The 23,176-nt window shown below is 39.3% G+C and carries 24 protein-coding genes; 21 read left to right on the forward strand and 3 right to left on the reverse strand.

Annotation, left to right across the window (positions count from 1 at the left end; all coding sequences use genetic code 11):
- Positions 1-14: 14 nt before the first annotated feature.
- The 16 genes from H3Z82_RS10660 (at position 15) to H3Z82_RS10740 (ending at position 13,314) form a co-directional block, all read left to right on the forward strand.
- A complete protein-coding gene (locus H3Z82_RS10660; RefSeq protein ID WP_182205487.1) occupies positions 15-707 on the forward strand; it encodes a hypothetical protein in 693 nt (230 codons plus the stop codon).
- A gap of 154 nt (positions 708-861) precedes the next feature.
- Entirely contained in the window at positions 862-1,401 is a 540-nt protein-coding gene (locus tag H3Z82_RS10665) for a hypothetical protein (RefSeq protein ID WP_182205488.1), read from the forward strand.
- 100 nt (positions 1,402-1,501) lie between these two features.
- A complete protein-coding gene (locus tag H3Z82_RS10670) occupies positions 1,502-1,663 on the forward strand; it encodes a hypothetical protein (protein WP_182205489.1) in 162 nt (53 codons plus the stop codon).
- 479 nt (positions 1,664-2,142) lie between these two features.
- Positions 2,143-2,730, forward strand: coding sequence for a hypothetical protein (locus H3Z82_RS10675; RefSeq protein ID WP_182205490.1), 588 nt, complete (start codon positions 2,143-2,145; stop codon positions 2,728-2,730).
- A 95-nt stretch (positions 2,731-2,825) separates the two neighbouring features.
- A complete protein-coding gene (locus H3Z82_RS10680) occupies positions 2,826-4,343 on the forward strand; it encodes a CshA/CshB family fibrillar adhesin-related protein (RefSeq protein WP_182205491.1) in 1,518 nt (505 codons plus the stop codon).
- Positions 4,344-4,374: 31 nt separating this feature from the next.
- Positions 4,375-5,952, forward strand: a complete 1,578-nt coding sequence (locus tag H3Z82_RS10685) for a T9SS type A sorting domain-containing protein (protein ID WP_182205492.1) — start codon at positions 4,375-4,377, stop codon at positions 5,950-5,952.
- An 816-nt stretch (positions 5,953-6,768) separates the two neighbouring features.
- The gene (locus H3Z82_RS10690; RefSeq protein WP_182205493.1) at positions 6,769-8,568 is read left to right on the forward strand and encodes a cbb3-type cytochrome c oxidase subunit I; all 1,800 of its coding nucleotides are present in this window, start codon (positions 6,769-6,771) and stop codon (positions 8,566-8,568) included.
- 13 nt (positions 8,569-8,581) lie between these two features.
- Positions 8,582-9,589 carry a cbb3-type cytochrome c oxidase subunit II gene (locus H3Z82_RS10695; RefSeq protein WP_182205494.1) on the forward strand — a complete coding sequence of 336 codons (1,008 nt, stop codon included), beginning with the start codon at positions 8,582-8,584 and terminating at the stop codon, positions 9,587-9,589.
- A gap of 3 nt (positions 9,590-9,592) precedes the next feature.
- A complete protein-coding gene (locus tag H3Z82_RS10700) occupies positions 9,593-9,862 on the forward strand; it encodes a hypothetical protein (protein WP_182205495.1) in 270 nt (89 codons plus the stop codon).
- Positions 9,863-9,866: 4 nt separating this feature from the next.
- Positions 9,867-10,289: a cytochrome C gene (locus tag H3Z82_RS10705; protein ID WP_182205496.1), complete on the forward strand. Its 423-nt coding sequence runs from the start codon at positions 9,867-9,869 to the stop codon at positions 10,287-10,289.
- Positions 10,290-10,291: 2 nt separating this feature from the next.
- Positions 10,292-10,678, forward strand: a complete 387-nt coding sequence (locus H3Z82_RS10710; RefSeq protein WP_182205497.1) for a group III truncated hemoglobin — start codon at positions 10,292-10,294, stop codon at positions 10,676-10,678.
- Between the two features lie 214 nt (positions 10,679-10,892).
- Positions 10,893-11,237, forward strand: coding sequence for a cupin domain-containing protein (locus tag H3Z82_RS10715; protein ID WP_182205498.1), 345 nt, complete (start codon positions 10,893-10,895; stop codon positions 11,235-11,237).
- 105 nt (positions 11,238-11,342) lie between these two features.
- Positions 11,343-11,759, forward strand: coding sequence for an OsmC family protein (locus H3Z82_RS10720; protein WP_182205499.1), 417 nt, complete (start codon positions 11,343-11,345; stop codon positions 11,757-11,759).
- A gap of 24 nt (positions 11,760-11,783) precedes the next feature.
- On the forward strand, positions 11,784-12,428 hold the full coding sequence (locus H3Z82_RS19825; protein WP_394368106.1) for a carboxymuconolactone decarboxylase family protein: 645 nt from the start codon (positions 11,784-11,786) through the stop codon (positions 12,426-12,428).
- A 150-nt stretch (positions 12,429-12,578) separates the two neighbouring features.
- Positions 12,579-12,875, forward strand: a complete 297-nt coding sequence (locus H3Z82_RS10735) for a hypothetical protein (RefSeq protein WP_182205500.1) — start codon at positions 12,579-12,581, stop codon at positions 12,873-12,875.
- Positions 12,876-12,987: 112 nt separating this feature from the next.
- Entirely contained in the window at positions 12,988-13,314 is a 327-nt protein-coding gene (locus tag H3Z82_RS10740) for a 2Fe-2S iron-sulfur cluster-binding protein (protein WP_182205501.1), read from the forward strand.
- An 80-nt stretch (positions 13,315-13,394) separates the two neighbouring features.
- Here the strand turns inward: H3Z82_RS10740 and H3Z82_RS10745 are convergent, their stop codons facing one another.
- From H3Z82_RS10745 to H3Z82_RS10755, 3 genes are all read right to left on the reverse strand, one after another.
- Positions 13,395-13,907 (reverse strand): GNAT family N-acetyltransferase, encoded by a 513-nt coding sequence (locus tag H3Z82_RS10745; protein ID WP_182205502.1) that lies wholly within the window; start codon positions 13,905-13,907, stop codon positions 13,395-13,397.
- Between the two features lie 17 nt (positions 13,908-13,924).
- Positions 13,925-14,470, reverse strand: a complete 546-nt coding sequence (locus tag H3Z82_RS10750; protein ID WP_182205503.1) for a type ISP restriction/modification enzyme — start codon at positions 14,468-14,470, stop codon at positions 13,925-13,927.
- A 157-nt stretch (positions 14,471-14,627) separates the two neighbouring features.
- Complete coding sequence (locus tag H3Z82_RS10755) at positions 14,628-15,044, reverse strand: hypothetical protein (protein ID WP_182205504.1); 417 nt, start codon at positions 15,042-15,044, stop codon at positions 14,628-14,630.
- Between the two features lie 437 nt (positions 15,045-15,481).
- On the opposite strand from H3Z82_RS10755, the gene H3Z82_RS10760 reads away from it, so the two are divergent.
- The 5 genes from H3Z82_RS10760 to H3Z82_RS10780 all read left to right on the forward strand — a co-directional run bounded on the left by H3Z82_RS10760 (position 15,482) and on the right by H3Z82_RS10780 (position 23,104).
- The gene (locus H3Z82_RS10760) at positions 15,482-15,943 is read left to right on the forward strand and encodes a carboxymuconolactone decarboxylase family protein (RefSeq protein ID WP_182205505.1); all 462 of its coding nucleotides are present in this window, start codon (positions 15,482-15,484) and stop codon (positions 15,941-15,943) included.
- 20 nt (positions 15,944-15,963) lie between these two features.
- Entirely contained in the window at positions 15,964-16,680 is a 717-nt protein-coding gene (locus H3Z82_RS10765) for an SDR family oxidoreductase (protein ID WP_182205506.1), read from the forward strand.
- 446 nt (positions 16,681-17,126) lie between these two features.
- Entirely contained in the window at positions 17,127-20,393 is a 3,267-nt protein-coding gene (locus H3Z82_RS10770) for a SusC/RagA family TonB-linked outer membrane protein (protein WP_182205507.1), read from the forward strand.
- A gap of 11 nt (positions 20,394-20,404) precedes the next feature.
- The gene (locus H3Z82_RS10775; RefSeq protein ID WP_182205508.1) at positions 20,405-21,913 is read left to right on the forward strand and encodes a RagB/SusD family nutrient uptake outer membrane protein; all 1,509 of its coding nucleotides are present in this window, start codon (positions 20,405-20,407) and stop codon (positions 21,911-21,913) included.
- 285 nt (positions 21,914-22,198) lie between these two features.
- Positions 22,199-23,104: a dihydrodipicolinate synthase family protein gene (locus H3Z82_RS10780; RefSeq protein WP_182205509.1), complete on the forward strand. Its 906-nt coding sequence runs from the start codon at positions 22,199-22,201 to the stop codon at positions 23,102-23,104.
- Positions 23,105-23,176: the final 72 nt, after the last annotated feature.

Here is a 23,176-nt window from a genome sequence, read left to right on the forward strand (position 1 = left end):
ACACAGTAAAAACCATGAAACACAGTCTACTATTAATTTTAATTCTAACCTTTGGTTGTTCAAACCAAAAGGATATAAAGGAATTTGAAGCGATTTTAGGTAAAGAGAATAGTGAAACTCTAACCTATATTGTGAATGACTTTGAATCTGACGTTCTAAAAAGAAAATATCCTAATATAAGCACAAAAAAGGCTTACAATCAATTTCTAAAGGAATTATCACAAAATCAGACTGAAATTCGGCAAAAAGTTTCTGAAGACAGCAGGAACCTTTTTGAAAAAAGTAATTTAAAATTAGAAATTTACAGTGTCCCAGATTCAATTTGGATAGAACGAGACTCTGAAAAATTGGCTATCAATAAATACAATAATCCGACTTTAAAAATCAAACGAAAATATTTACGGGCAGATGGAACATTTAGATACGGCACATCCATTTCATCCCTTCAAGATCAAGAACCTATTGATGAAGATGCCATTATTATCGAATCTCATAAAAATTGGAATGAACTAAATTATGATGGAAGATATTCGATAGCCCTAAACGCAATCGCAAATAAGTCGGATTTCCTAAATGAGTATCTTAAAGTACGTGACGCTTCAGGAATTATTGACCCAAAATATATTGCTGAGCGAATGCTGGAATCAAAAGTGGATCTCAACGACTATTTTATAAAACGATTAATAATAACAGAGATAGTCTATTAAAATCAAATGCGTTTCTCATCACCATTAAAAATAATGACTTAGTTCCCGCCAACTTAGAAATTTCTTCAAAATTCCCACCGGCTTGGTCTATTTTTAGTACTTTAGATGTGTGTCAGCCCTAAGTCCCAGTCAAAACATTGCTTTGCTGAATGCCATGAAAAAGCTCATAATTCCATTAATCTTGTTTATTACTCATTTGACCTCTGCTCAAATTGAGAAGACATCAGATACCCTCGAAATTTGGACCTTATTCAGTATTGGTAATTTTGTTAATCAAAACGCGGAACGCATCGTTGAAAAGAAATGGCCGTTTAAAATAAAAGGTGTGGCGGGTGACGCCTTTGTGGAAGATTTGATTGATTCGGTCGAGATTCATAACAATAAAGTCTGGAACTATTTAGACGCTCACGGCTATTCTGAATCCAAGAAAGTCTTTAAATCTGATTTACTTGCTGAAATAAACCGTATAAAAAAAGCTGTGCAAATTTCTGATGCGGACAAGCGCATCATGGATTTATTCGAAAAATGGAGAAAGAGCGAAAGACAAAATTATACGCAACTAAATAAATTGAGCGATATAAAATATGAATTCGTACTATATAGCTTTGATATAAACAAATTGGACGAAGGTCAGCGTTTTGAACTCAAGTATATTACCGACTTAGAAAATGAAAGAATTACGATTCTAAAATAAAAAATCTATATAATATAATGGCATAATCCTGTGGTCTGTAGCACCTGAACGAAGTGCGGCCAGGCAGTGGACTCAAAATCTGAATAAAAAAATAAAACGCATGATGAATAAAGTAAGAGTAATCGGAATAATATTATTGGTCGTAGGTATTATCATTCAATTTACAATGGAGAATGACCTTATTGATTTTATTTCGGCTGTGGGTATTGGCGTTGGCATAGAGCTGATTATGACTGGAAAAGTGGTGAAACCATCTATGTAATTCCCGTTTCCGAAAAAATCTCGAAGTTGTTTAATAAAATAAGGAAACCTTGTCTATATATATAAACAAAGTATCAAAATAGTAAATACTATTGCCGCCGCAGGTAACTATGGCAGGCCTACCGCACTTATAAAAAAACCAAAGTCATACACGTTGGTAATATCCATATTAAATTAGATTTGGCTGATTTTAAATGATCTTAAAATGTTATCAGAGCCTACTCACACTCATGTTTTGTAGTAAAAGCGTGATTTTTATCTGCATCACAAACAACTGAATTAGAGTGGAATAATCTGCAAAAAACCTAATGAAACATAAATGCAACTTTATTTGTTTTTTTTAGGATAATTAAAAATAATATCTACATTTGCGCGCTCAAAAAAAAGAGCAGGTTCGTATGGCTTTAAATAAAAAAATACGACAGTTTAATTCAGTGATAATTTTTAATTAGAATCCCAAATTCTACATCTCTTAATCCTATGAAAAAAGTTACCCTTTTATTTGTCTTCTTGACAGGTCATTTACTTTTTGCCCAAGTTGGCATTGGTACTGAAAACCCGAGTCCATCCTCGCAATTGGATATTCATTCTAACAACCGAGGTCTGTTGATCCCTCAGGTTGCATTAACCGGTCTTACCGATGCAACTACTATTGCGTCGGGAAACGTCAATAGTTTATTGATTTATAATACCAGTACCGTGGGCGGACTTACCCCGGGGTATTACTATTGGTTGAACCAATCATGGAACCGGTTGATGACCGAATCGAGCGTCATGCAACAGCTTAAGGCTACAATGCCAAAGTTTTTCTATATGCCGTCTATTGCCATTCCAACCCATCGGTCTCATTTTGTTGCTGGTGACGGTTTTTCGGAATCTGGAGGCGTGTTTTCTGTAAATCTCTATAACCGTTATACGGCACAATTTAATTCTATAGAAGTGGCAAGTCCGAACCGTACCACCTCTTTACCGCTTTTACCGGCCAACGAGTTGGATTATTATATTACCTATTATGATAAGGCTGTATTTGAGACCTTAACCCTTAGTGCCGCAGGTGTGCTCACTTAGAAAGTCAAGGCCAATGCTGTGGTGTCTTCCAAAACCTTTATGAACATCGTGTTCGCGGTCAGACCGTAATTATTCATTTTTTAAAATAGAATACTATGAAACGATATATTCAAACTATCGCTTTGATAGCTATATTCGTAGGCTATACTTGGGAGGGCGTTGCCCAATCGCCTTGTTTTCCAGGAGAGCCTTTAACGGGAACCTTTGCTGATCCGGCCACGAGCTCAAGTCCAAATGCCGACCGGGTGTTTTGGCTGACTTGGGGTTCAAATTATAATGAAAGTATTTCTAGGCATCCTTATGGGAAGCCTAATGTTCAGCTTAGGGTTGGTTCTAAATCTTACGGCAGTATTGATTTGGGGGGAGGACGTTATATGTGTGTAGAAGCAGAGATTACAAGGTTGGATGTTTCTGGAAGTTTAACTAGTCGGAAAAAGATTGTTTCTTACATTCCAGGGACCTATCAGGGCTCCTCAGAAAAAGGTGATTTTCTTGACATTTTGTATAATCGGGGGGGCTACGGCGGGACCAATGGCAGTCCAAATAATAAAATGGCTTCAGGTATTATAAATGACTATGATCAGGGACGAAAAGTCAACATCGTTGTTCGTGTTAAGGCTACAACAGATGGGGAGCCTGTAAGGCTAAGAGGGATGGTATTGGCGGACGCTGAGGATTTATCTTCCAATGAGTATATAATTTCTTCTGGAGATGGAGATTGGACCGTGGCCGGAGTTCATAAAGATATAGGCAAAGGAAGCTATAATATGAGAAAAGAAAATAACCAATCTGGTACCAAATCCATCTTATTTGAAAAGGGTAATGATGGCAAAACAGGTGCAGTGGCCTTTCTTAAATATAATAACTCAGCCTATGATACAAAAGCTAACGGGTATGCCGTGGAGTTTTCCGCCGAATTTGAGGGCGGTGGAAAAACAGCCATCGCCTTTGGTTTGTTGACCTCTGGTTATGATTTTGGGGATGCCCCAGAATCCTACGGAAAACCTATCCATCTGATTGACGATATTACATTTGGAAATGATGGTGTACAAGAAAATGGGCCGGCGGTAAACATAAATACATCATCTTATACCCCTGGATTATTAATTAGCGGAACGAGACGTTATTTGGGAAGTACACCCCCAGATGCTGATCATATCAATAACTTTTCCGATGATGCACTTGGCGATGATATTTCTGGACCTGCAGGACTTAATGAAGAAGATGCCTGGCCAATAGAATACCGTCGTTTTGCGGATCAAGATTTCTATAAGCCTGGCGATAAAATCACCGCTACTATTCCTTATAAACAAGCGACGGCCGGTGATAAGATTTCTGGTTGGATTGATTTCGACTTAAACGGCACATTTGATGAGAGCGAGCGCGTAACTAAAACTATTGCCACTAATGGTGATGGTAATGTGGTGTTGGAATGGACAGTTCCGGCTACTCGTACGCCATATAGTACTTATGTGCGCTTACGCTATTTTGGAAGCGTTGAGGATGCCACTCGAACTACGGGTACAGCCTTAACCGGCGAAGTCGAAGACCATCGCATTTATATCCTCTCCCCAGGAGTTGCCAACCCCAATTTAATGAATAAGAGTAAGTAGCCCTATCTCTTTTCGAAAAAAACCTACTTAAATGAAAAATTTCTACATCGTTTTTTTAATCGTATGCTCTAGCATGACGGTTAATTCGCAAACCATATCCACCACCATGACCGTTAGTGCTGGCACAGGGGTGTATGTAAGTTCGGGTACGCCAATTTCAGCCTCAGAGCTGACTTTAAAGTCGTCCTCAGATCAATTTTCGGCCTTGTTTTTAAACGAGCCATTGAATGATGCCATTATCGTCAATTATGACCGTCATGTAAATCTTGTGGGTAAAAGTGGCGATAATGGAGGTAATGACCTTATTTCAATGCCTGTGAAAAATGTGGGAGAAACCTACGCCAATTTTTTGAACTATAGTGCGGATGGTCTCTTGACCAACGCAGATGTTTTGCCTCAGCATCCTTCAGAAAAAACCATATATGCTTTTGGGCCGTATGACAATGTTTCCCGTAAATATCTAAATTATGATATGGCGACAAACGGAGGTGTTTTGTTACAACGAGGCATTGGTTATCGGGCAGCGGCTCGTAAAGTAGGACAAACGCTGAGATTTTCCGGAAAGGTTTCTACAGAGACAGAAACGGTAGAAATTACAACGTCACGTAAAAACCGATGGAATTCGGTGGGAAATCCTTTTCCAACCTATTTGGACCCACAAAAATTTTTGGATGAAAACAGCTCAAAGTTAGATTCAAATGCTGAGGCCATTTACGGTTATAATAGTGGCACGCGTTCTGGTAGTGGTACAATTGGTAATTTTATTATTATCAATCGGCTGACGTTTGCCAATGAAAAAATTGCGCCAGGACAAGCATTCTTACTCGCTAATGATGTATCTGCCCTTAACAATCAAATTGTATTCACCCAAAATATGCGGGTATTTAATGGTGGTGACGACTTTATACTAGGTCGGCCAACAGCACCGCAACAGATGCTGCGCTTAAAAGCGGCACACGCCACTGCCGATTTTGCTACGGAAATTTACTTTAGTGAGACTTCCACCTTAGGTCTTGACCCTGGATATGATGCAGCGCTTTTTGATGGTGTGGCTAATAATTTCATGGTTTATTCGCATTTGGTGAAAGATCATAAGGGTAAAGAAATGGCTATACAAAGCCTTGGAACTGCAAGCATGAATGACGTTGTTGTGCCATTAGGACTGAAAGTAGCACAAGGCAATCAAATAACTTTTAGTATAGAGAATACCACCTTGCCGAATGAAATTCAAGTGTACTTGGAAGATAGAGAAAACAATACGTTGACCCTTTTAAACGAAGCCACGTATGCTTTCACCTCAAAAACGGCCATAACAGGTGGCGGACGATTTTTTTTAAGATTTGAATCGCGTGCCTTATCCATTGAGGAGTCTGAAACAGAGACTTTACAAATTTATGCCACTGGTCAAACTTTATATATCAATGGGCCACTTAGCGCAGATAGCAAGGTAGTAATGTATGACATTCAAGGTCGTACGGTTTTAAATGCATATATAGAGAAAACCAAAGCTAAAAATACGGTAGATGTCTCAAGCTTAAGTCAGGGTGTTTATTTAGTAAAACTGTCTAATAAATATCAAAATCAAGTCAAAAAAATAATTATCAAATAATTTGTAATTGATAAGAGGGTACACCTCCTATTGAAGCCGCAATTACAGAATAACGAACTACTATTGGCGATTCTCATATAATTTGAGAGTCGCCAATTTTGGTTTAACGTTTTCGCTCCAACCACATCCAATTAGGTCCACACTTAAAATCGGGTTCATTTATTCTTTTTCTTTATAATTGCATTGTTCATAAGATTTTATCTGATAATCATTGTCTTAGTGTCGTTATTTAGTCTGCCAAAAATAGAAAACTCTTGTGATTCTCATCGGCGTAACTAAAGTTTCTATAATTTATATCGGATAAATTTGTCTTAGATGTGTTCAGCACTTACCTTTGTGAAATATTAGCGTGATCTATATTTTATGACCATCATTAAAAGGTCATGTGTCTAATCAGTTTAATTTGATGTGACACTTCATAAAATGAAATCTTGGTCTGCTGTATAAAGAGCAATACTGTCAAAATGTTTGATCTGTTTGCTCCCATAATCTGATCTTTTATGTTTAAGTAGGCAAAATCCTCTTAAACAGACCTTTTTCCAAAGGCAGGGTAAGCCTAGCGAAAGGTACTACACCATTATTATTTATTCAAATGAATCGCTCTTGTAGATTCACTAACCATCGCATTGTTGCGATTTGTTGCGGGGTAGTTGTACTCGGTTGACAATCGTAATTTGTTAAGGTTTGGCTGCATATTATAATGGTTTTGTAGCGTATTGCTGAGAATTATAAAATCACATTCGGAGGTCGCTACACGTTTAAACCGATTTACATATTGAATTTATTAGCGGTTGAAAAGATAATACATATCACTTTATGAGAAATTTTAAGATAGGAATCCTGTTTATTTTAATGGCCATCCCAAATCTATTGAGTGCCCAAGAGAAAATCACCACAGATAATTGGCTTTCCAGTCCCGGAATTATTGGCACCTTTATTTTGATAGCCATTGTGATGATTGTGGCGATCATCATATTATTCGTGAAATTAAATGGCTATATCGATACCATGAAACGTCGGCAACTTGACAAAAACCGAATGGCTTTTGATGATGAGCTTGTGGCAATGGAGGGGAGTGATATTGATGCCATCCTCGAAAAACGAAAAGCTGCTTTATCTTATAAATTAAAAGGTAATGAACTTTCTGGAGACAACAGGGCCATTGATGATAAAGGCTTGATCCAGCGTGTCGAAAAAGACCCGAACAATGCTTTTTTTGATGAAAAGAAAAAGACCTCACTTAGCCTTGAGACACCTCAGGAGTTGAAGAAAATAGTTATTTATTATATCGGTGCAGCGGCTTTGTGGTTGGTTCTTGGAACCCTGATTGGTCAGTATTTGGGAATGAAATTCCTTTGGCCCGAGATGGACCACCAAGCGTGGTTGAGCTTTGGCAGGTTGCGACCAGTGCATACCAATATGGTGTTTTGGGGATGGTCTTCATTAGCGATGATCGGTCTTGGCTATTTTGTAATAGCTCGTACCTCAAACAACAAAATCTACAATTATAATTGGGCATGGTATGCCTGGGGATTGATCAATGCCACCGTATTCATAGGGAGTTTATGTCTAATGGCAGGTATCAATAACGGGGGCGGAGAATATAGAGAGTATATCTGGCCGGTGATGTTAATGTTTGCCATTGGCTTGATTTTGACCTTCTATAATTTTTATAAAACGGTGGCTACCCGCAAAATTTCCGAAATATACATCTCCAATTGGTTTATCCTGGCATCGCTGATCTGGACCATTGTATTGGCGATAATTGGTTACTTGCCTTTTTATCAAGATGGCTTGGGTGAAACTGTCATCCAAGGTTATTATATGCACCAAGGCGTGGGCATGTGGTTTATGACCTTCACCTTAGGTTTGGTGTATTACTACTTGCCATCGGCGTTGAACAAGCCTATTTATTCCTATTCCTTAGGGGTTTTGGCATTTTGGACACAAATGCTCTTCTATACCATGATCGGGACCCATCACTTTGTGTTCAGTCCGTTGCCTTGGTGGTTGCAAACCATAGCCATCGTGTTTAGTGCGGGCATGGTGATACCGGTTGTAGCAGGTACCACTAACTTTTTAATGACCATGAAAGGAAGTTGGAGCCATATCTCCAAAAGTTATGTGTTACCTTTCTTCTTGGTGGGCACCATCTTCTATTTTGTAGGCTCAATGCAGGGCAGTGTACAAGCGTTCAGATTCACGAATTTTGTTTGGCACTTTACCGATTTTAACGTGGCCCATTCGCACATGACCATGTATGGCATTATTGCCTTTTTCTTATGGGCGTCCATTTATGCCATTTTACCAAAACTGACCGGAAGGGAACCCGCACAGGTGTTTGTTGGCGCGCATTTTTGGTTGGCATTTATCGGTCTTTTTGCCTATATGATGTCGCTCATGGCAGGAGGTACCTACAAAGGTTTAAGCTGGATTGATGGCGATCCTTTTATTGAATCGGTCATCCTGATGAAGCCCTATTGGGTTTGGCGTGCCGTTGGAGGTTCGCTCATGTTTGTATCGCACTTGGTGTTCGCCTATAATTTTTATTATATGGTGAAAGGTTATACTAAGAAGCCGTCGGCAACACAAAAAGTAGAAGAAATAACTGTTTAATACTACGTATCACATGCTTAATTTTCATAAAGAACATAAAAACTTAGTGCTTACGGCAGGCGGTGTATTTATTGCCTTAAGTATTCTTATTGCTATTATGCCCGCTATTCAGATGCAAGAAACCCAGCCAATTCCTGATGAGCAGCCACTGACCGCCCACCAGCGGGAAGGGCTTAACGTCTATGTTGCCGAGAACTGTATGGCCTGCCATACGCAACAGGTACGTAATATTGAGATGGACAATGTATGGGGTGATAGACCCTCAATCCCTTCCGATTATTTTTACAGTAAAAAACGAATGGATTTTTGGAGGCAATCGCCATCCACATTAGGTAGTGAGCGTACGGGGCCTGACTTAACCAATATCGGAAAACGTCAACCCAGTGAAGATTGGCATTTACTCCATTTATACAATCCAAGAGCGGTGGTTCCAGAATCGGTAATGCCATCCTATCCGTGGTTGTTTAAGGAAGTGGATAGCGCCTATATGCCCAAGGATGCTAAGGTGGTGGCCGTGCCAAAAGCATATTTCAATAAACCGGGCAAAAAGATAATTGCCTCTTATGATGCCTTACGCTTGGTTGATTATTTAAAATATCTGAAGCAAACCGACATGCCAAGTGGCGATATTGACGACTTTATTCCGGCCTTGAAAAAAATTCAAGCTGAAAGAACCGAAGGCGGGCAACAGTCCTTGGATGGGGCCAAACTCTATTCACAAGTCTGTGCGGCATGTCATCAGGAAACGGGGCAAGGTATTGTTGGTGCCTTTCCGTCGTTGGTTGGAAGTGATATAGTAAACGATAAAAACACTGAAACGCTTATTAAGGTTGTCATACAAGGCTATAATGCACGAACGGATTATGGCGTCATGCCACCCTTTGGCGACCAACTGACCGATGCTGAAATTGCGGCCATTCTAACCCATGAGAGAAGTAGTTGGGGGAATGATTCAGAGGTCGTCACTGAAGAAGATGTGGCAAAAGTGAGACAATATATAGATATGGAACTAAATCAATAGACGATGAAAACAAGACTGTTATTATTTGCTTGGCTATTTTTCTTGGGACACTATTTTTCTTATGCTTGTGATCTCTGCAAGGAAAATCAGCCCAAAGGATTTGAAAATATTACCCATGGTACTGGACCATCGGGAGAATGGGATTATTATATTATTTGGGGAGCTGTAATTATTGTGGCATTTACACTCTTCTACAGCATTAAATTTTTAATCAACCCCAAAGAGGACGATCCTGATCATATAAAGAATATTGTTAAAAACGAAGGATTTTAAAACTATGGAAGACAACAGAAATATCACCGTTTTTTTGGACGACGACCCAAAGCCGTTCGCATCATTTGCGCCACCGGTGAAAATTGTATTGGATACCACTAAAATTCCCGATGGAAAACATATCTTAAAGATCGTAGCAAAATCGTCAAATAATGTGGAAGGCGTTCGTGAAATCCCTTTTGTAGTGCGAAATGGACCAGAGATTTCCGTTTTGGGATTAAAAGAAAATGAAATCGTCGACGCTCAAATTCCTATTACCATAAATGCCTACGGAAGTGAAACCTCTGAGTTTTTTATAATCCGTGGATCTGAAACGCCAAAAGCAATTCCGGCTTGGGTATGGGCATTGTTGATCATCGTTTTTGCTTTTGGGTTGTACTATCTGATTATGTATTGGGATGCTGAACTTTATAAATCATTTTTCTAATTATGGAGACCGAAATTTTAAAACTTGAGGATATTAAATTACTTGTAAATGCTTTTTATGATAAAGTACGTTCAGACCATTTATTGGCACCTATATTTAATGAGGTTATTGAGGACCGTTGGCCTGAACATTTGGTAAAAATGTACACGTTTTGGCAGACGGTGCTATTGGGCGAACGCACATACACAGGAAGTCCGTTCCCGCCACACGCAAGACTACCGGTCATGAAAGAGCACTTTGATAGATGGTTGGAACTTTTTTATAGCACGCTTGATGAGAATTTTGAAGGTGAAAAAGTAGCGGAAGCCAAATGGCGCGCATCACGAATAGCTGAGGTTTTTCAGATGCGAATAGAGATGTACCGTGAAGACAATCCTTTTTTAATATAAAAGTTCAAGAGATGGCATATTGTTATCGTCTTTGGTTACATATGTATGAAGAGCGATTTTTTATAACAAAACTTTAATTCGGATAATTTTGTCCTATTTAAAATTAACCGTAACTTTACAGAGATAATTCATAGTTCGAAAAACAAACAACAAGAAACAAGACTACCCGTCGGCAGCATTTGCAAAGGCGGGAAACTAAAAAAAGAAATCTTATATGAAAACAGCATCATTAATAAACAACATCCAGTACCACGAAACCCGACCAACCATACAAGTGTTATTGGACACAGAAAACGGCAAGGAAATTCGGATTGCTTTTAAGAAGGGTCAGGTAATGAAAGAACACAAAACGCCCTTTGCCATTGTGGTTGAGATTTTTGAAGGTTCTATCGATTTCGGGGTCAACGGTAAAGTTCATAACCTGAATAGAGGCGATTTGATTTCTCTAAGTGGCGATGTGCCCCATGATCTAACAGCAGTTAAGGATAGTATCGTCCGATTGAGTTTAAACAAAGGCGATAGTGCCAAACGTGTCAAAGATGTGGTTAAGGATTCTTAATATAATAAGAGGAAAGAACAAAGAATATAGAGCAAAGAACCAAGACTCAAGATTATAGAACAGGAATCAAGAAAACAATATACAATAACAATAAATAATAACACAATGAAAAGGACAGCAAATGCCGTATGGAACGGCTCTTTAAAAGAAGGCGAAGGTAAACTAACTACCCAAAGCAAGGTTTTGGACAAGTCACAATACTGTTTCAATTCCCGTTTTGGTGAAGGCAAGAGTACCAATCCAGACGAATTACTTGCAGCCGCCCATGCTGGTTGCTTCGCGATGGCTTTAAGCCTCATTTTAGGGAAAGAAGGCTATACACCCGATGCACTTGACGTATCCTCAGAAGTGACCATGGATGCTGATAAATTAGAACTTACCGGATCTCATTTGACGCTCAAGGCCAAAATCCCGAATATCAATCAGGATAAATTTATGGAATGTGCCAATGCTGCCAAAGACAATTGTCCGGTGAGCAAAGCATTGAGTATAAAGATCACTATGGATGCAACACTTCAATAATTATCAACAATTAAACATTAAGATATGAACAACGCAAAAGAGTTAGCCCGTAAAAAAGCAGATTTAGCACCCAAACAAATAGAAGCCTGGCGAAATTTTAGCCGAACGGTTTTTGAGGCAGGTGCTTTGGATGAAAAAACCAAACAATTGATTGCGGTTGCGGTAGCGCATGTGACCCAATGTCCGTATTGCATTAAAGCGCACACCCCGCAAGCCATGCGTAAGGGTGCCAGTAAGGAAGAAATTATGGAAGCTATATGGGTGGCTGCTGCAGGCAGGGCAAGTGGTGCTTACACCCATGCGTCTATTGCTGTAGATGCTATGGAGGGAAATACGGAAGAACGTTTATATCCTACATCAACTCCAGAAATGGCTCGAAAAAAAGCCGATCTGGCACCAAAACAGGTGGAGGCGTGGCGACCTTTTAGCAATGCCGTGTTTAGTGCAGGTGCACTTGATGAAAAAACAAAGCAGCTGATCGCCCTCGGTATATCACATGTTACCCAATGTGCAAACTGTATAAAGGGCCATACGAAAACAGCAAAAATGAAAGGTGCCAGTAATGAGCAAATGATGGAAGCTATCTGGGTTGCTTCTGAAATGCGAGCAGGTGCAGCTTATGCCCACGCGTCAATTGCGATGGAAGAAATGCTGAAATTGGATCAATAAAGATCTTTTTAAACTTCATTGTGATTATGGCATCCGTTTTCTGAAGCATCAAAGCATTATGCTTTTGTTTAAGATGGCTTAAGTTTCAATAGCGAAACGCTGAGCCAATGTAAAGAGATTGAGATAAAATAATATTAAAACCATAAAGCAATGAATTTAATTGAAAACATAGTACAGTTTCTGCGAAAGCCAGAAAGTGAAACCAAAGGCAAAGCTCCTGAGGGCACATGTCCCGTGTGTTGGGGCTATCAGCAATACGATGCGAAGATCCGTGAGGTGTTCAGAGACAAGCAAATAGATGTCAATAATCGGAAGGGCAGTTATATGCGGATTCAACGATTTGTAAAAAAGTATATTGACGGCATTCGATTAAAACAAAGTGAAGTCAAGGATTGTCCCACCTGCTTGCGTCATTCCAAAGCAGATAACCATCCAATTACTGAATGATTACCACTTGTCAATAATGAGGCATTGAATATGCTGACCATCAATAGAAATTCATTACGCTTCTGATTGCGGGTTCTTTTTATGCCTAAAATTTAAAGATTAAAAAAACAAGATGACATCAGAAAGTTATGTCCTTACCTACATCAATGAGTTTGATGAAGCGTGCAAAGTGCAATTCCGGACCAACGAATATCACAGCTTAATGGAACTCCTTTTTGATAAATATATCGAAGATTGGGGTGATTGTAAAGGAAGAGCCTGGTGCGGTACTTGCCATATACAGATTCTTGAAGGCCATCTTTCTCAAACCATGGATGCTGATGAAAAACTCACGCTTTCTAAAATCCATGATACAGCAGAAAACAGCCGTTTGGCGTGTCAGATTCCAGTCAATGCCGAACTGCACAACCTGGTTTTTAAAATAATGGAACGTACCTAAAATGGCACTTTTTTATCAAGGCCCGTCGATTTTTTCAATGACAACATTCCAATCTGTCGCTATTGACTTTCTCAATAATATTAGGCTAATTCAATTTCAAAGAAACAAACATCAGCATTGCTATAATGCGAAGGTAAGCCTGAGGTGTCTTTTAATTTTTTTGTGCCCAAAAACTTAAATCCGCAATGTTCATAATGTTTGATCAAGCGTTCATTTTTGCCACAAGTATCCATTCTGATAAATGATCTATTTAGTGTTTGTGCTAAATTCTTGGCCCAATCGGCAATGAGTTTTACGAAATTGTTGCCTCTAAAATCGGGGTTCGTGGCAATTCTATGGATGAAAATGGAGGAGTCATTATCGCCATCCTCCCAAATTTGTGGATCGCTATAAGTAATTGCCCAGACACAAGCAATCTTGTTCCCGATGATCAATTTGTATTGCCTGTTTTCGATAACTTCAGTGGCTACCAGCTCGTGATCAAATTTTGGCCAATGGTTTTCTGGGAATTTTATTTTCTGATATGCGGTAGCCAATTTATAAAGTCTGAAAATTTCGGGAATATCCTCTTTTGTGCTCTGGGTTATTTTCATTGTTTGGTAGTTCAATTCTATTCAATTTTAAGTTCGGCTATCACTTTTAAAATCCTATCAGTTTGGAGACTATGATTTATATCGGATAGCAATTCTGATTGTTCTAAATCTCGCAATTTTGCGCCCAGGTCAACCAGTTTCCAAAAACTTGAGGAATCTTTAGGATAAGGGATCTCTAAAATATCAATTTTTGACACCTCCTTATACTTCTCAAGATAGCAAGGTGAATGTAAAACGGCAAATATATAATTTAGCAAATCCTTGGTCTCAAATACATCCCTATACTCGTTACGTACCTCGGGACTGTTAGCCAAGCAGACCTGATTATAGGTGTCTTTTTCCGACAGAAAAGTCAGCTTTAAGTGTTGCTCTAACCTCTTAATGGTCGGGGTGTCCAGACTCAAGAGATTCTTCGACGCGTTCATATCGGTTACATTGGGGGTGCCATTTTGAGGGATGTCAGAAAGTGGAGGTCCTATTTTTGGGTATCGGCAAAGTGCATCCTTAGGCACCGAAAAAGTTGTACTTGTCCGAACTGTTTGATTATCGTTTTTTAAATCCATAAGACCTGGTTTTATGACACTTTACATACGTTTTAATCTTGCTTTAGGGAGGCGCAAGATGAATGGCATACGCCTTTATGTTCTTACTTTCGTTTATAAACTTTAATGGGGATTGGTATGATTCCAAGTATCGGCGCTACTGCAGTTGCCAATACCATTAGAGGTCCATCCCCAAATAACTATGCAATGCCTGACGGCCTTCAGACGTGACCTTTAGTTCTCGCGAATTTTCGATTTTTTTAAACCAACCCCGGTGGAGCATTTTCTCCAGCAACTTATCACCGAGTTGTCCAGCTAAATGCGGTCGGCGTTCCGTCCCATCGATGCATTGGCGGCTTACTGCGCGCCGACTTTTATTAAAATCGTTTTCCGATATATCAAATTGTGAAAACCATTCCCATCCTTTTTTGGTGACCAGATAAGCGGTCTCTAATTTTTTTAAATAATCACGTTTTACCATTGCACCGGTAATTGCAACGCCCACAACACCTGCGAGATGATTGTAGCACGTGCGACAGTAATTGAAATTGTTTTTGGCCGTTGAGTTGGCATATTTGGAAAATTGTTGCTTCATGCCGGATTAGATTAAGGAATATGCTTTCGTGTCACTATTCACCCAATATCTAATTAAGCTAATTTCTACCATTTATACCTTTCCTAAAGGATTAAATGCTAGAAATCATCTTGATTCCCTTTAAGCTTAAGGAAAAACAAGAGGATTTATGTTGAGTGGTGAATAATTACATTTTCATTTACTACAAAATTAATCAATTGATTTTCTTTTCAAGACAAATAATGTTAATTCAGTCAAACTTGTCCGAGTTTAAATAAATACTTACCTTTATATAGCTTCTTTCAAAATGTATTTTGAATGTGCTAATGCGCCGTCTGATCTATGCTATAAACGACTTCAAGAAGCCTATAGTTAACTACTGATTCCTGAACAACCACTGATTTTTGTAATTGCAATAGAATGACTTAGTTATAAAGCACTTTAATCCCAAAAAAAACATGAAAAAACGATTGAATTATCAAACCGTGGCCCCAGAAGCTCTAAAAGGAATGTTGGAACTGGAAAAGTATGTGGCTGGTTCGAGCTTGGAACACAGTTTATATGAACTCGTCAAACTGCGAGCTTCACAAATAAATGGGTGCGCCTATTGCATCGATATGCATAGCAAGGATGCGCGGAAAGCAGGAGAAACCGAACAACGTCTATACGCATTGACAGCTTGGAAGGAAACATCGTTTTACACCGATCGGGAACGGGCCGCACTCGCTTGGACAGAAGCTATGACGCTCATTTCAGGAAACGACATGTCAGATGGGTTGTATCAGGAGGTCACGAAACATTTTTCGGAAAAGGAACTCGTGGCATTAACCATGTCCATTATCGCCATAAATGGCTGGAATCGTTTGGCCATAAGCTTTCGGGTGGAGCCAGGAAGCTATAATCCGGATGAAAGCGTTTAATTTATACTAATAATCAAATTATGAAACTTGACGAAAAAATAGCCATAGTCACTGGTGCAAGCAGCGGGCTTGGTGCCGCCATTTCAGAAGCTTTAGTTCAAAACGGAACTCAGGTATATGGTCTTGCGCGCAACACACAAGCGCTTAGTTCGCTTCAACAAAAGTTGGGGGCGCAATTTATTCCTGTTTCTTTGGATATTTCAGATTTTGAAACCGTTAAAAGTTGGGTCAACCAAACATTTTCGGAAAACAAGACACCCGATATTTTAATTAATAATGCGGGAGCCGGTTCCTTTGGTAAAATAGACGAGATGCCCTCAGAAGAATGGCACGCTATGATCAATACCAACTTAAATGGGATGTATTATATCACTTCGCAAATTGCTGGTCTGATGAAAAAGAAAAAGGAAGTGTCACATATAATAAATATCGGCTCTATTTTAGGAAGTATGGGCAGGGCCGAATCTGCAGCATATTGCGCTACAAAATATGGCGTTCAGGGTTTTAGTGATGCCTTGTTTAAAGAACTTCGTTTCTATAATATTAAAGTCACCTGTTTCAATCCTGGTTCTATTGCTACCCACTTTTTTGAAAGCTCAGGAATAGCGGCGCATTCAAATATGCTACACCCTCAAGACTTGGCCAATACTTTGGTACATATTCTGCAAACGCCAGACAACATGCTCATTAGTGATATGACCATACGTCCGTTAAACCCTAAGACACCGGAAAATTAATTAAGAGTGGAATTTGTCCTTTCGTTACACCTATTTTCTTGATTACATGTAGTGTGTGTCAAAAGCTGGTTTATCTACTGCTTTCTTTATTCCATAAAGCACAAATCCTCTCCCGCATATTTGCGCCACCAATTATATTATGCTTAAGCCGAAAATCTTCACAGATCTCCCACCAATCCCTCATCCCTCATCCCTCATCCCTAATCCCTTCTTGACTCAACAACTCACCACTCATCACTCCCCTCTAATCCCACTAATCCCACTAATCCCTCATCCCTAATGCCTAATGCTAATGCCTTCTTGACCCAAATCCCGCCCTCCATCCGTTAAAACTTTCTTAAATAAATCCTTTGTCAAGTAAAATTAAATTAATAATATTGCCTTATGTATAACATAATACGATTAGACTTTAACTATCCATTTTTAACTAATTCAAATTGTTTAATATGAGAAAAAAAGATTCGAATGTCATTTATTTGATGTTTATTTTGCTTTTCGCCTTACCAATCTTTGGTTTTGGTCAGGAAAATGCAATTACGGGAACGGTAACGTCGTCTGGAGATCAATTGCCATTGGCAGGGGCCACGGTAATTATTAAAGGAACGAGTACCGGTGCAACCACAGATTTTGACGGGAACTACACTATTAATGCCAATACAGGAGATATTCTTGTGTTTAGTTATGTGGGATTCAAGGCTCAGGAGGTTACTGTCGCCAACCAAACTACAATTAACGTCGAATTGACTGAAGATACGGCCATGCTTGACGAAATTGTTATTACAGGTTACGGTAAACAGAGTAGAGCGCAATTAACCACATCGGTTTCAAAGCTGGATACACAAATATTAGAAACCTCAACACGGTCTAACCCAGCAACAGCCTTGCAAGGAACAATTGCTGGCTTAAGAGTGACAAATACCACAGGTCAACCAGGATCTACGCCACAGATTATATTGCGTGGAGGTACTGGCTTTAGCGGTACAGGTTCGCCGTTAATATTGATCGACGGAATTCCAGGGTCTTTTTACGCTCTAAACTCAGACGATATTGAGTCTATCGAAGTGCTTAAAGATGCTGCGGCAACCGCAATATATGGAGCACGTTCTGCAAATGGTGTTATTTTGGTAACGACCAAAACAGGTAAGGTTGGTAGATCTTCAATCAATTATCGCTATAAGTATAGTTCCAACCACGAGCGAAATGACCAGAAATATCTTGGAGCTGAAGACCATATCAATTACAACAGACAATCCATTGCATGGTACAGAGAAGTTGTAGGTGATCCAAATTCTTTTGGAGCTTTCTTAGATGGCGCCAATAGTATGGGGACTGGTAATAATGCTACCAACGACCCATTTACGACGCAACTCTTAACACCTTCCAACAGCTATTTGTTGAATCAACCGGGTTGGAAATCTATTCCGGATGTTTTAAACCCAGGTCAGGAAATCATCTTTTATGACGACACTGAAATAGCCGATCGAATTTATCAAAATAGCGCATCTATAGACCATTATCTGTCTTTTGATGGTGGAAATGAAAAAGGAACCTATTATTTAGGTTTGGGACTTTTGGATAACGATGGTCTGATTTTAGGATCTGGATTCAAAAGATATTCAGGGAAATTTAGTGGTTCTTATAACATCACCGAAAAGTTTAAGGTCAATTCAAATATCTTGTACTCACATTCTAATTTAAGTAGAAGTCCATTAGGTGGTGATGATACGGTGTTTAGAAGATTCCAAGGCCAAGCGGCTACCTCCAGAACTTACGACAGCAACCCTGACGGAACCTGGTCAGACCAATATGCACCTGGACAAAATCAAGGTTTTGGTAACCCACTTTATTATCAGGATAAATTTATCAGAAAGAATTTAGAGCAACGCTTATCAGCTTCAGTGGGGATTGATTGGGATCTTTTGGACGATTTGACTTTATCATTAACTGGTAGTCATTTTACCATCAACAATCATAACGAAAGTTTTAATAGAGCCTACAGAACAGGTAGTAATACAAGTACGCTAAGAACAAGTCGAGAAGCGGCCGTAAGTTTAGAGCGCACCTTGAGAAATCAATTGACGGGGACTTTAAACTATATGAAAAAATTTGGAGATCATAATTTTAACGTCTTGGTTGGCGGTGAGTATTTTAAGAATAATGAATTTACTACCAAAGCTGGAACAAGAAATTCACCAACTGATTTGATTGAAACACTTAACGCTGGGGCGGAAGCTGATGATATTCCTGAGAGTTATGAAACAGAGTATGTTATCGTATCCACTTTTGGAAGGTTATTGTATGATTATGACGACCGTTATTTATTCGGATTCACATATCGTTATGATGGATCGTCACGATTGGGAAATAACAAATACGATTTTTTCCCTGGAGTATCCGTTGGGTGGAATGCTCATAACGAGCAATTTTTTAAAGACTCTTCAATCAAGGATGTTATTACACGCTTGAAACCAAGATTAAGTTACGGGGTCAATGGTAACCAAGATGTTTTGAGTAATTATGGCGTTTACGGTATTTATGGACAGGAACCAAATATTCCTTATGTGTATAACGGACAAACCGGTTATGCAAATATTAATTTGCCAACCTTAGATCTGGTGTGGGAAAAATCAACCACGTTTAATGCTGGTTTGGACATTTCGTTTTTTGATGATAGAATATCGTTTATCGCCGATGTCTATTCAAGAGATATCAAGGATAAATTAGCTGTCTTGACATTGCCATATTATACAGGATTTAGCGGTATTTTAACTAACAACGGTACCATTAGAAACAAAGGTTTTGAGTTACAGTTAAATACCGATATCGTTAGAAACTCTGATTTAACTTGGAATTTGGGTGCGACCTTTACTACCAATAAAAATTATGTCATCAACCTTCCAGAGAATGACAATGACCGAAACAGACAGGAAGGTACATTGATTTGGAACCCAAGTACAGGGCAAGAAGAATGGGTAGGTGGTTACCAAGAGGGGCAACGCTCTGGTCATGACTTGGTAGTGGCTTTTGAGCAGGCTGGTATCTATGCCACTCAAGCTGAAGCCGACGCTGATAACGGCATTAGAGATGATTACATGCCTGTAAATAGCCGTAACCAGCGTTGGGCCGGAGATGTAAAATGGGTAGACCAAAATGGTGATGGTATCATTAATGGTTTGGATAGAAAGGTAATTGGACGTACCACTCCTGATTTTGTTGGAGGTATTACCACCAGTGTCAAGTATAAAAGATTTAATCTTTTTGTCAAGACAGATTTTGCTACAGGACATTTGGTTTGGAACCATATCAACAATAAAGGTTATGGTCAAACCCAAGGTAACTTGGCACAGCCTGAAATAGTAGGTGATTCTTGGACACCAACCAATACCGACACCGATTGGCCGCGCTTTGTTTTTGTTAACGGCTCAAAAAACGTTTGGCGTGCAGGTGAAGGAGCAACTGATTTGCAGCACTACGGAAACGAAAAATTCTGGGAAAAGGGTGATTATTTGGCTCTGCGTGAAGTAACGCTGAGCTATGACTTGCCAACGGAATACTTTAATGGATTCATTCAACGGTTCAGTATTTACGCTACAGGTACCAATTTACATTACTTTAAGAGCATGAGTGGTGATACGCCAGAGCTTGGAGGTGTACAGTATGGAGCGTTTCCGGTACCAAGAACATTTACACTAGGTCTTAACGTAACGTTTTAAATTTTAAGAATATGAAAAAGTATATATATATATTAATTGCGGTAGTAACTTTTAGTTCGTGTTCAGACGAACTGGAATTAACAAGTCCGAGTGAACTCACGGTACAGGGGTTTTGGGATACTGAAGAAGGAGCAAAGGCAGCCCATACAGGACTCTATGCCAACTTAAGGGCGTCAACTGGAAATTTATGGTTGTTGGGTGAAATGAGAAGTGATATTTGGGGAGGACGTACTTTTGAGTCGCCATTCAACGAGAGCTTAATTGAGAATAACATTACGGTGGCAACGGCTCCTTTTGGAGGTTGGGCTGGGCTTTATACGCGGATTCACAGAGTCAATGATTTTATCGTGAATTTACCGGATGTACCCTTTACCAATGAAGCCGAAAAGGAACATTTGTTAGGCCAAGCCTACGGATTAAGAGCGTTATACTATTACACGCTTTTAAAAACCTGGGGTGATGTGCCTATTATTTTGGAGCCATTAAAGGAGATTGACCCAAGTGGTTTGAGTAAACCAAGATCGCCACAAGCGGATGTTATGGATTTAATTAAATCCGATATAGCGGCTTCTTTAAGTTCGTTTGGATCTGACGATAGCTTCTGGGAAGGCAAGAAAATATTTTGGTCAAAAGCAGCCACTTTAGCACTTAAAGGCGATGTGTACATCTGGTCAGGTAATTTGCTTGGAGGTGGAATACCCGATTTTACAGAAGCAAAAACAGCGCTTCAGGAGATATCCTCTATGGGAATAAGTTTAGAGCCAAGTATTTCAAGTTTGTGGGGAGTACCTAATGAAGAAAACGACGAATTTATTTTTGCTGTACAATACCAGCAAGATGAAGCTGAAACATTTTACAACAGCTTAACTGGTAGAAGTACCGAAATTAATCCTCAGTACAATGACGAAGGAGCGTCCATGTCAGATTACATAATAGATGGCGCAAATAGATATGGTCAGTCTGAAAAAACCATACTATTGTTGGATGATAACGACGATGACAGAAAAGATGCAACTTTCGTTAGATTGTATATTGATGATAACGGCGGGTCAGGGTATCCAACCTATAATGAGCCAAAATATTTTGGTTCAATATTTAACAAATTCTTGGGACGAGTAGATGGTTCAGTACGTATTTTTGACAATGATATCCCGTTATACAGATACGCAGATGTATTGTTGTTATTGGCTGAAGCTAAAAACTTCTTGGGTGAAGATCCTTCAGCAGAAATTAATCTGATTCGTGAGCGCGCGTATGGTACTGATTATGATCCGATCACGCAAGATTATGTTAATGGTTCAGAAACTGCCAATGCCAATGCAATCTTAGAGGAGCGCTATAAAGAGTTCATCGGTGAAGGTAAAAGATGGTGGGATTTAAGACGTGCTGGAAACAGTTTTGTCATAGATAATATTAGTTTTTTAAATCCTGGTGATGAGTATAAATTATTATTGCCAATTACACAGGATATGATCGGCAGAAACCCGTTGTTGGACCAAACAACAGGTTATACAGATTAGTAGAGAAATTTTGTTTGAGTTAGCCAGAAAAGAGAGTTTTGTTAATAGCTCAACTCTCTTTTTTTTAGTGAAACCCCTGTCTGCCGACAGGCAGGCAAAACATAGAAGCGAAGCGCACTAAGTTTTGATGGTTGAACTAATCCCGCTTTTTGGCGGGATCCGAACCCAGATTCTAAAAACGAAGGGCATTAGATTCTGTTGGTTGTCCCGATAGTTATCGGGATAGCAAGTCTCAAATAGAAATTTTACGGAGTTAAAGATAATCCTTAAGACATCTTATATAACATGAAAATAAAAAACCTCATAGCCGCAACTTATGCGCCAATGCATCAGGACGGATCAGTGAATACAAATGTCATTCCAGAATATCATAAGTTTTTGGTTCGAAATAAGATCTCAGGTGTATTTATGAATGGTTCCACGGGCGATTTCGCTTCATTATCTACCGATGAAAGGAAAGAAATCACCAAAGCATGGTCTCAAAATAAATCGTCCGATCTATATCTTATTGATCACGTTGGAGACCCAAGTTTAAAAGTTGCCATGGAACTGGCGGCCCATGCCGCCGATAAAGTGGACGCAATAGCCGTGTTGGCACCATTTTACTTTAGGCTTAATAATATCGAAAAGTTGGTTCAATATTGTAAGGAGGTAGCGGCGTGCGCACCTAACCTCCCGTTTTATTACTATCACATTCCAGTTTTGAGTGGCGCCAATTTAAATATGCTCGACTTTTTAAAAGTGGCATCAAAGGAAATTCCGAATCTTGAAGGCATTAAGTTTACCAATAATAATCTAATTGATTTCTTACATTGCAAACCTCTTGAGAATGGCAGGTTCAATCTTTTGTTTGGCTTTGACGAAATTTTCCTTTCAAGTTTGCCATTGGGAGCAGATGGATGGGTAGGGAGTACCTACAATCACATGGCGCCCTTATACCTTAAGATCAAAGACTTGTTTGAATCTGGAAAAATGGCCGAGGCGGCAGAATTGCAGAGGAAAGCGATTCGTTTTGTGGAGATTTTGGACGGTCACGGCGGATTTAACGGCGTTGGAAAAGGTTTTATGAAAACCTTGGGCATTGATTGTGGCCCAAGTCGATTCCCACATACGACTCTTGGTGATGATACTTATAAAGACATTAGAAAACAACTGGATGCCATTGGTTTATTAGAGCATCTAAGTGATTAATAGCAATTTTCACATTTTGAATGGAACCAAGTTTGAATGATTATTTAAACTTGGTTTTTTATCTTAAAGAGC

It is taken from the genome of Gelidibacter maritimus (assembly GCF_014062315.1).
Taxonomy (GTDB): domain Bacteria; phylum Bacteroidota; class Bacteroidia; order Flavobacteriales; family Flavobacteriaceae; genus Gelidibacter; species Gelidibacter maritimus.

What these genes read in the sequence shown, in the direction of transcription:
- H3Z82_RS10685 (WP_182205492.1), top strand. Translation starts at nt 4,375, where the DNA reads ATGAAAAATTTCTACATCGTTTTTTTAATCGTATGCTCTAGCATGACG.
- H3Z82_RS10755 (WP_182205504.1), bottom strand. Translation starts at nt 15,044, where the DNA reads ATGAAGCAACAATTTTCCAAATATGCCAACTCAACGGCCAAAAACAAT.
- H3Z82_RS10720 (WP_182205499.1), top strand. Translation starts at nt 11,343, where the DNA reads ATGAAAAGGACAGCAAATGCCGTATGGAACGGCTCTTTAAAAGAAGGC.
- H3Z82_RS10750 (WP_182205503.1), bottom strand. Translation starts at nt 14,470, where the DNA reads ATGGATTTAAAAAACGATAATCAAACAGTTCGGACAAGTACAACTTTT.
- H3Z82_RS10675 (WP_182205490.1), top strand. Translation starts at nt 2,143, where the DNA reads ATGAAAAAAGTTACCCTTTTATTTGTCTTCTTGACAGGTCATTTACTT.
- H3Z82_RS10680 (WP_182205491.1), top strand. Translation starts at nt 2,826, where the DNA reads ATGAAACGATATATTCAAACTATCGCTTTGATAGCTATATTCGTAGGC.
- H3Z82_RS10775 (WP_182205508.1), top strand. Translation starts at nt 20,405, where the DNA reads ATGAAAAAGTATATATATATATTAATTGCGGTAGTAACTTTTAGTTCG.
- H3Z82_RS10740 (WP_182205501.1), top strand. Translation starts at nt 12,988, where the DNA reads ATGACATCAGAAAGTTATGTCCTTACCTACATCAATGAGTTTGATGAA.
- H3Z82_RS19825 (WP_394368106.1), top strand. Translation starts at nt 11,784, where the DNA reads ATGAACAACGCAAAAGAGTTAGCCCGTAAAAAAGCAGATTTAGCACCC.
- H3Z82_RS10660 (WP_182205487.1), top strand. Translation starts at nt 15, where the DNA reads ATGAAACACAGTCTACTATTAATTTTAATTCTAACCTTTGGTTGTTCA.
- H3Z82_RS10780 (WP_182205509.1), top strand. Translation starts at nt 22,199, where the DNA reads ATGAAAATAAAAAACCTCATAGCCGCAACTTATGCGCCAATGCATCAG.
- H3Z82_RS10670 (WP_182205489.1), top strand. Translation starts at nt 1,502, where the DNA reads ATGATGAATAAAGTAAGAGTAATCGGAATAATATTATTGGTCGTAGGT.
- H3Z82_RS10700 (WP_182205495.1), top strand. Translation starts at nt 9,593, where the DNA reads ATGAAAACAAGACTGTTATTATTTGCTTGGCTATTTTTCTTGGGACAC.
- H3Z82_RS10715 (WP_182205498.1), top strand. Translation starts at nt 10,893, where the DNA reads ATGAAAACAGCATCATTAATAAACAACATCCAGTACCACGAAACCCGA.
- H3Z82_RS10695 (WP_182205494.1), top strand. Translation starts at nt 8,582, where the DNA reads ATGCTTAATTTTCATAAAGAACATAAAAACTTAGTGCTTACGGCAGGC.
- H3Z82_RS10705 (WP_182205496.1), top strand. Translation starts at nt 9,867, where the DNA reads ATGGAAGACAACAGAAATATCACCGTTTTTTTGGACGACGACCCAAAG.
- H3Z82_RS10745 (WP_182205502.1), bottom strand. Translation starts at nt 13,907, where the DNA reads ATGAAAATAACCCAGAGCACAAAAGAGGATATTCCCGAAATTTTCAGA.
- H3Z82_RS10765 (WP_182205506.1), top strand. Translation starts at nt 15,964, where the DNA reads ATGAAACTTGACGAAAAAATAGCCATAGTCACTGGTGCAAGCAGCGGG.
- H3Z82_RS10770 (WP_182205507.1), top strand. Translation starts at nt 17,127, where the DNA reads ATGAGAAAAAAAGATTCGAATGTCATTTATTTGATGTTTATTTTGCTT.
- H3Z82_RS10710 (WP_182205497.1), top strand. Translation starts at nt 10,292, where the DNA reads ATGGAGACCGAAATTTTAAAACTTGAGGATATTAAATTACTTGTAAAT.
- H3Z82_RS10690 (WP_182205493.1), top strand. Translation starts at nt 6,769, where the DNA reads ATGAGAAATTTTAAGATAGGAATCCTGTTTATTTTAATGGCCATCCCA.
- H3Z82_RS10665 (WP_182205488.1), top strand. Translation starts at nt 862, where the DNA reads ATGAAAAAGCTCATAATTCCATTAATCTTGTTTATTACTCATTTGACC.
- H3Z82_RS10735 (WP_182205500.1), top strand. Translation starts at nt 12,579, where the DNA reads ATGAATTTAATTGAAAACATAGTACAGTTTCTGCGAAAGCCAGAAAGT.
- H3Z82_RS10760 (WP_182205505.1), top strand. Translation starts at nt 15,482, where the DNA reads ATGAAAAAACGATTGAATTATCAAACCGTGGCCCCAGAAGCTCTAAAA.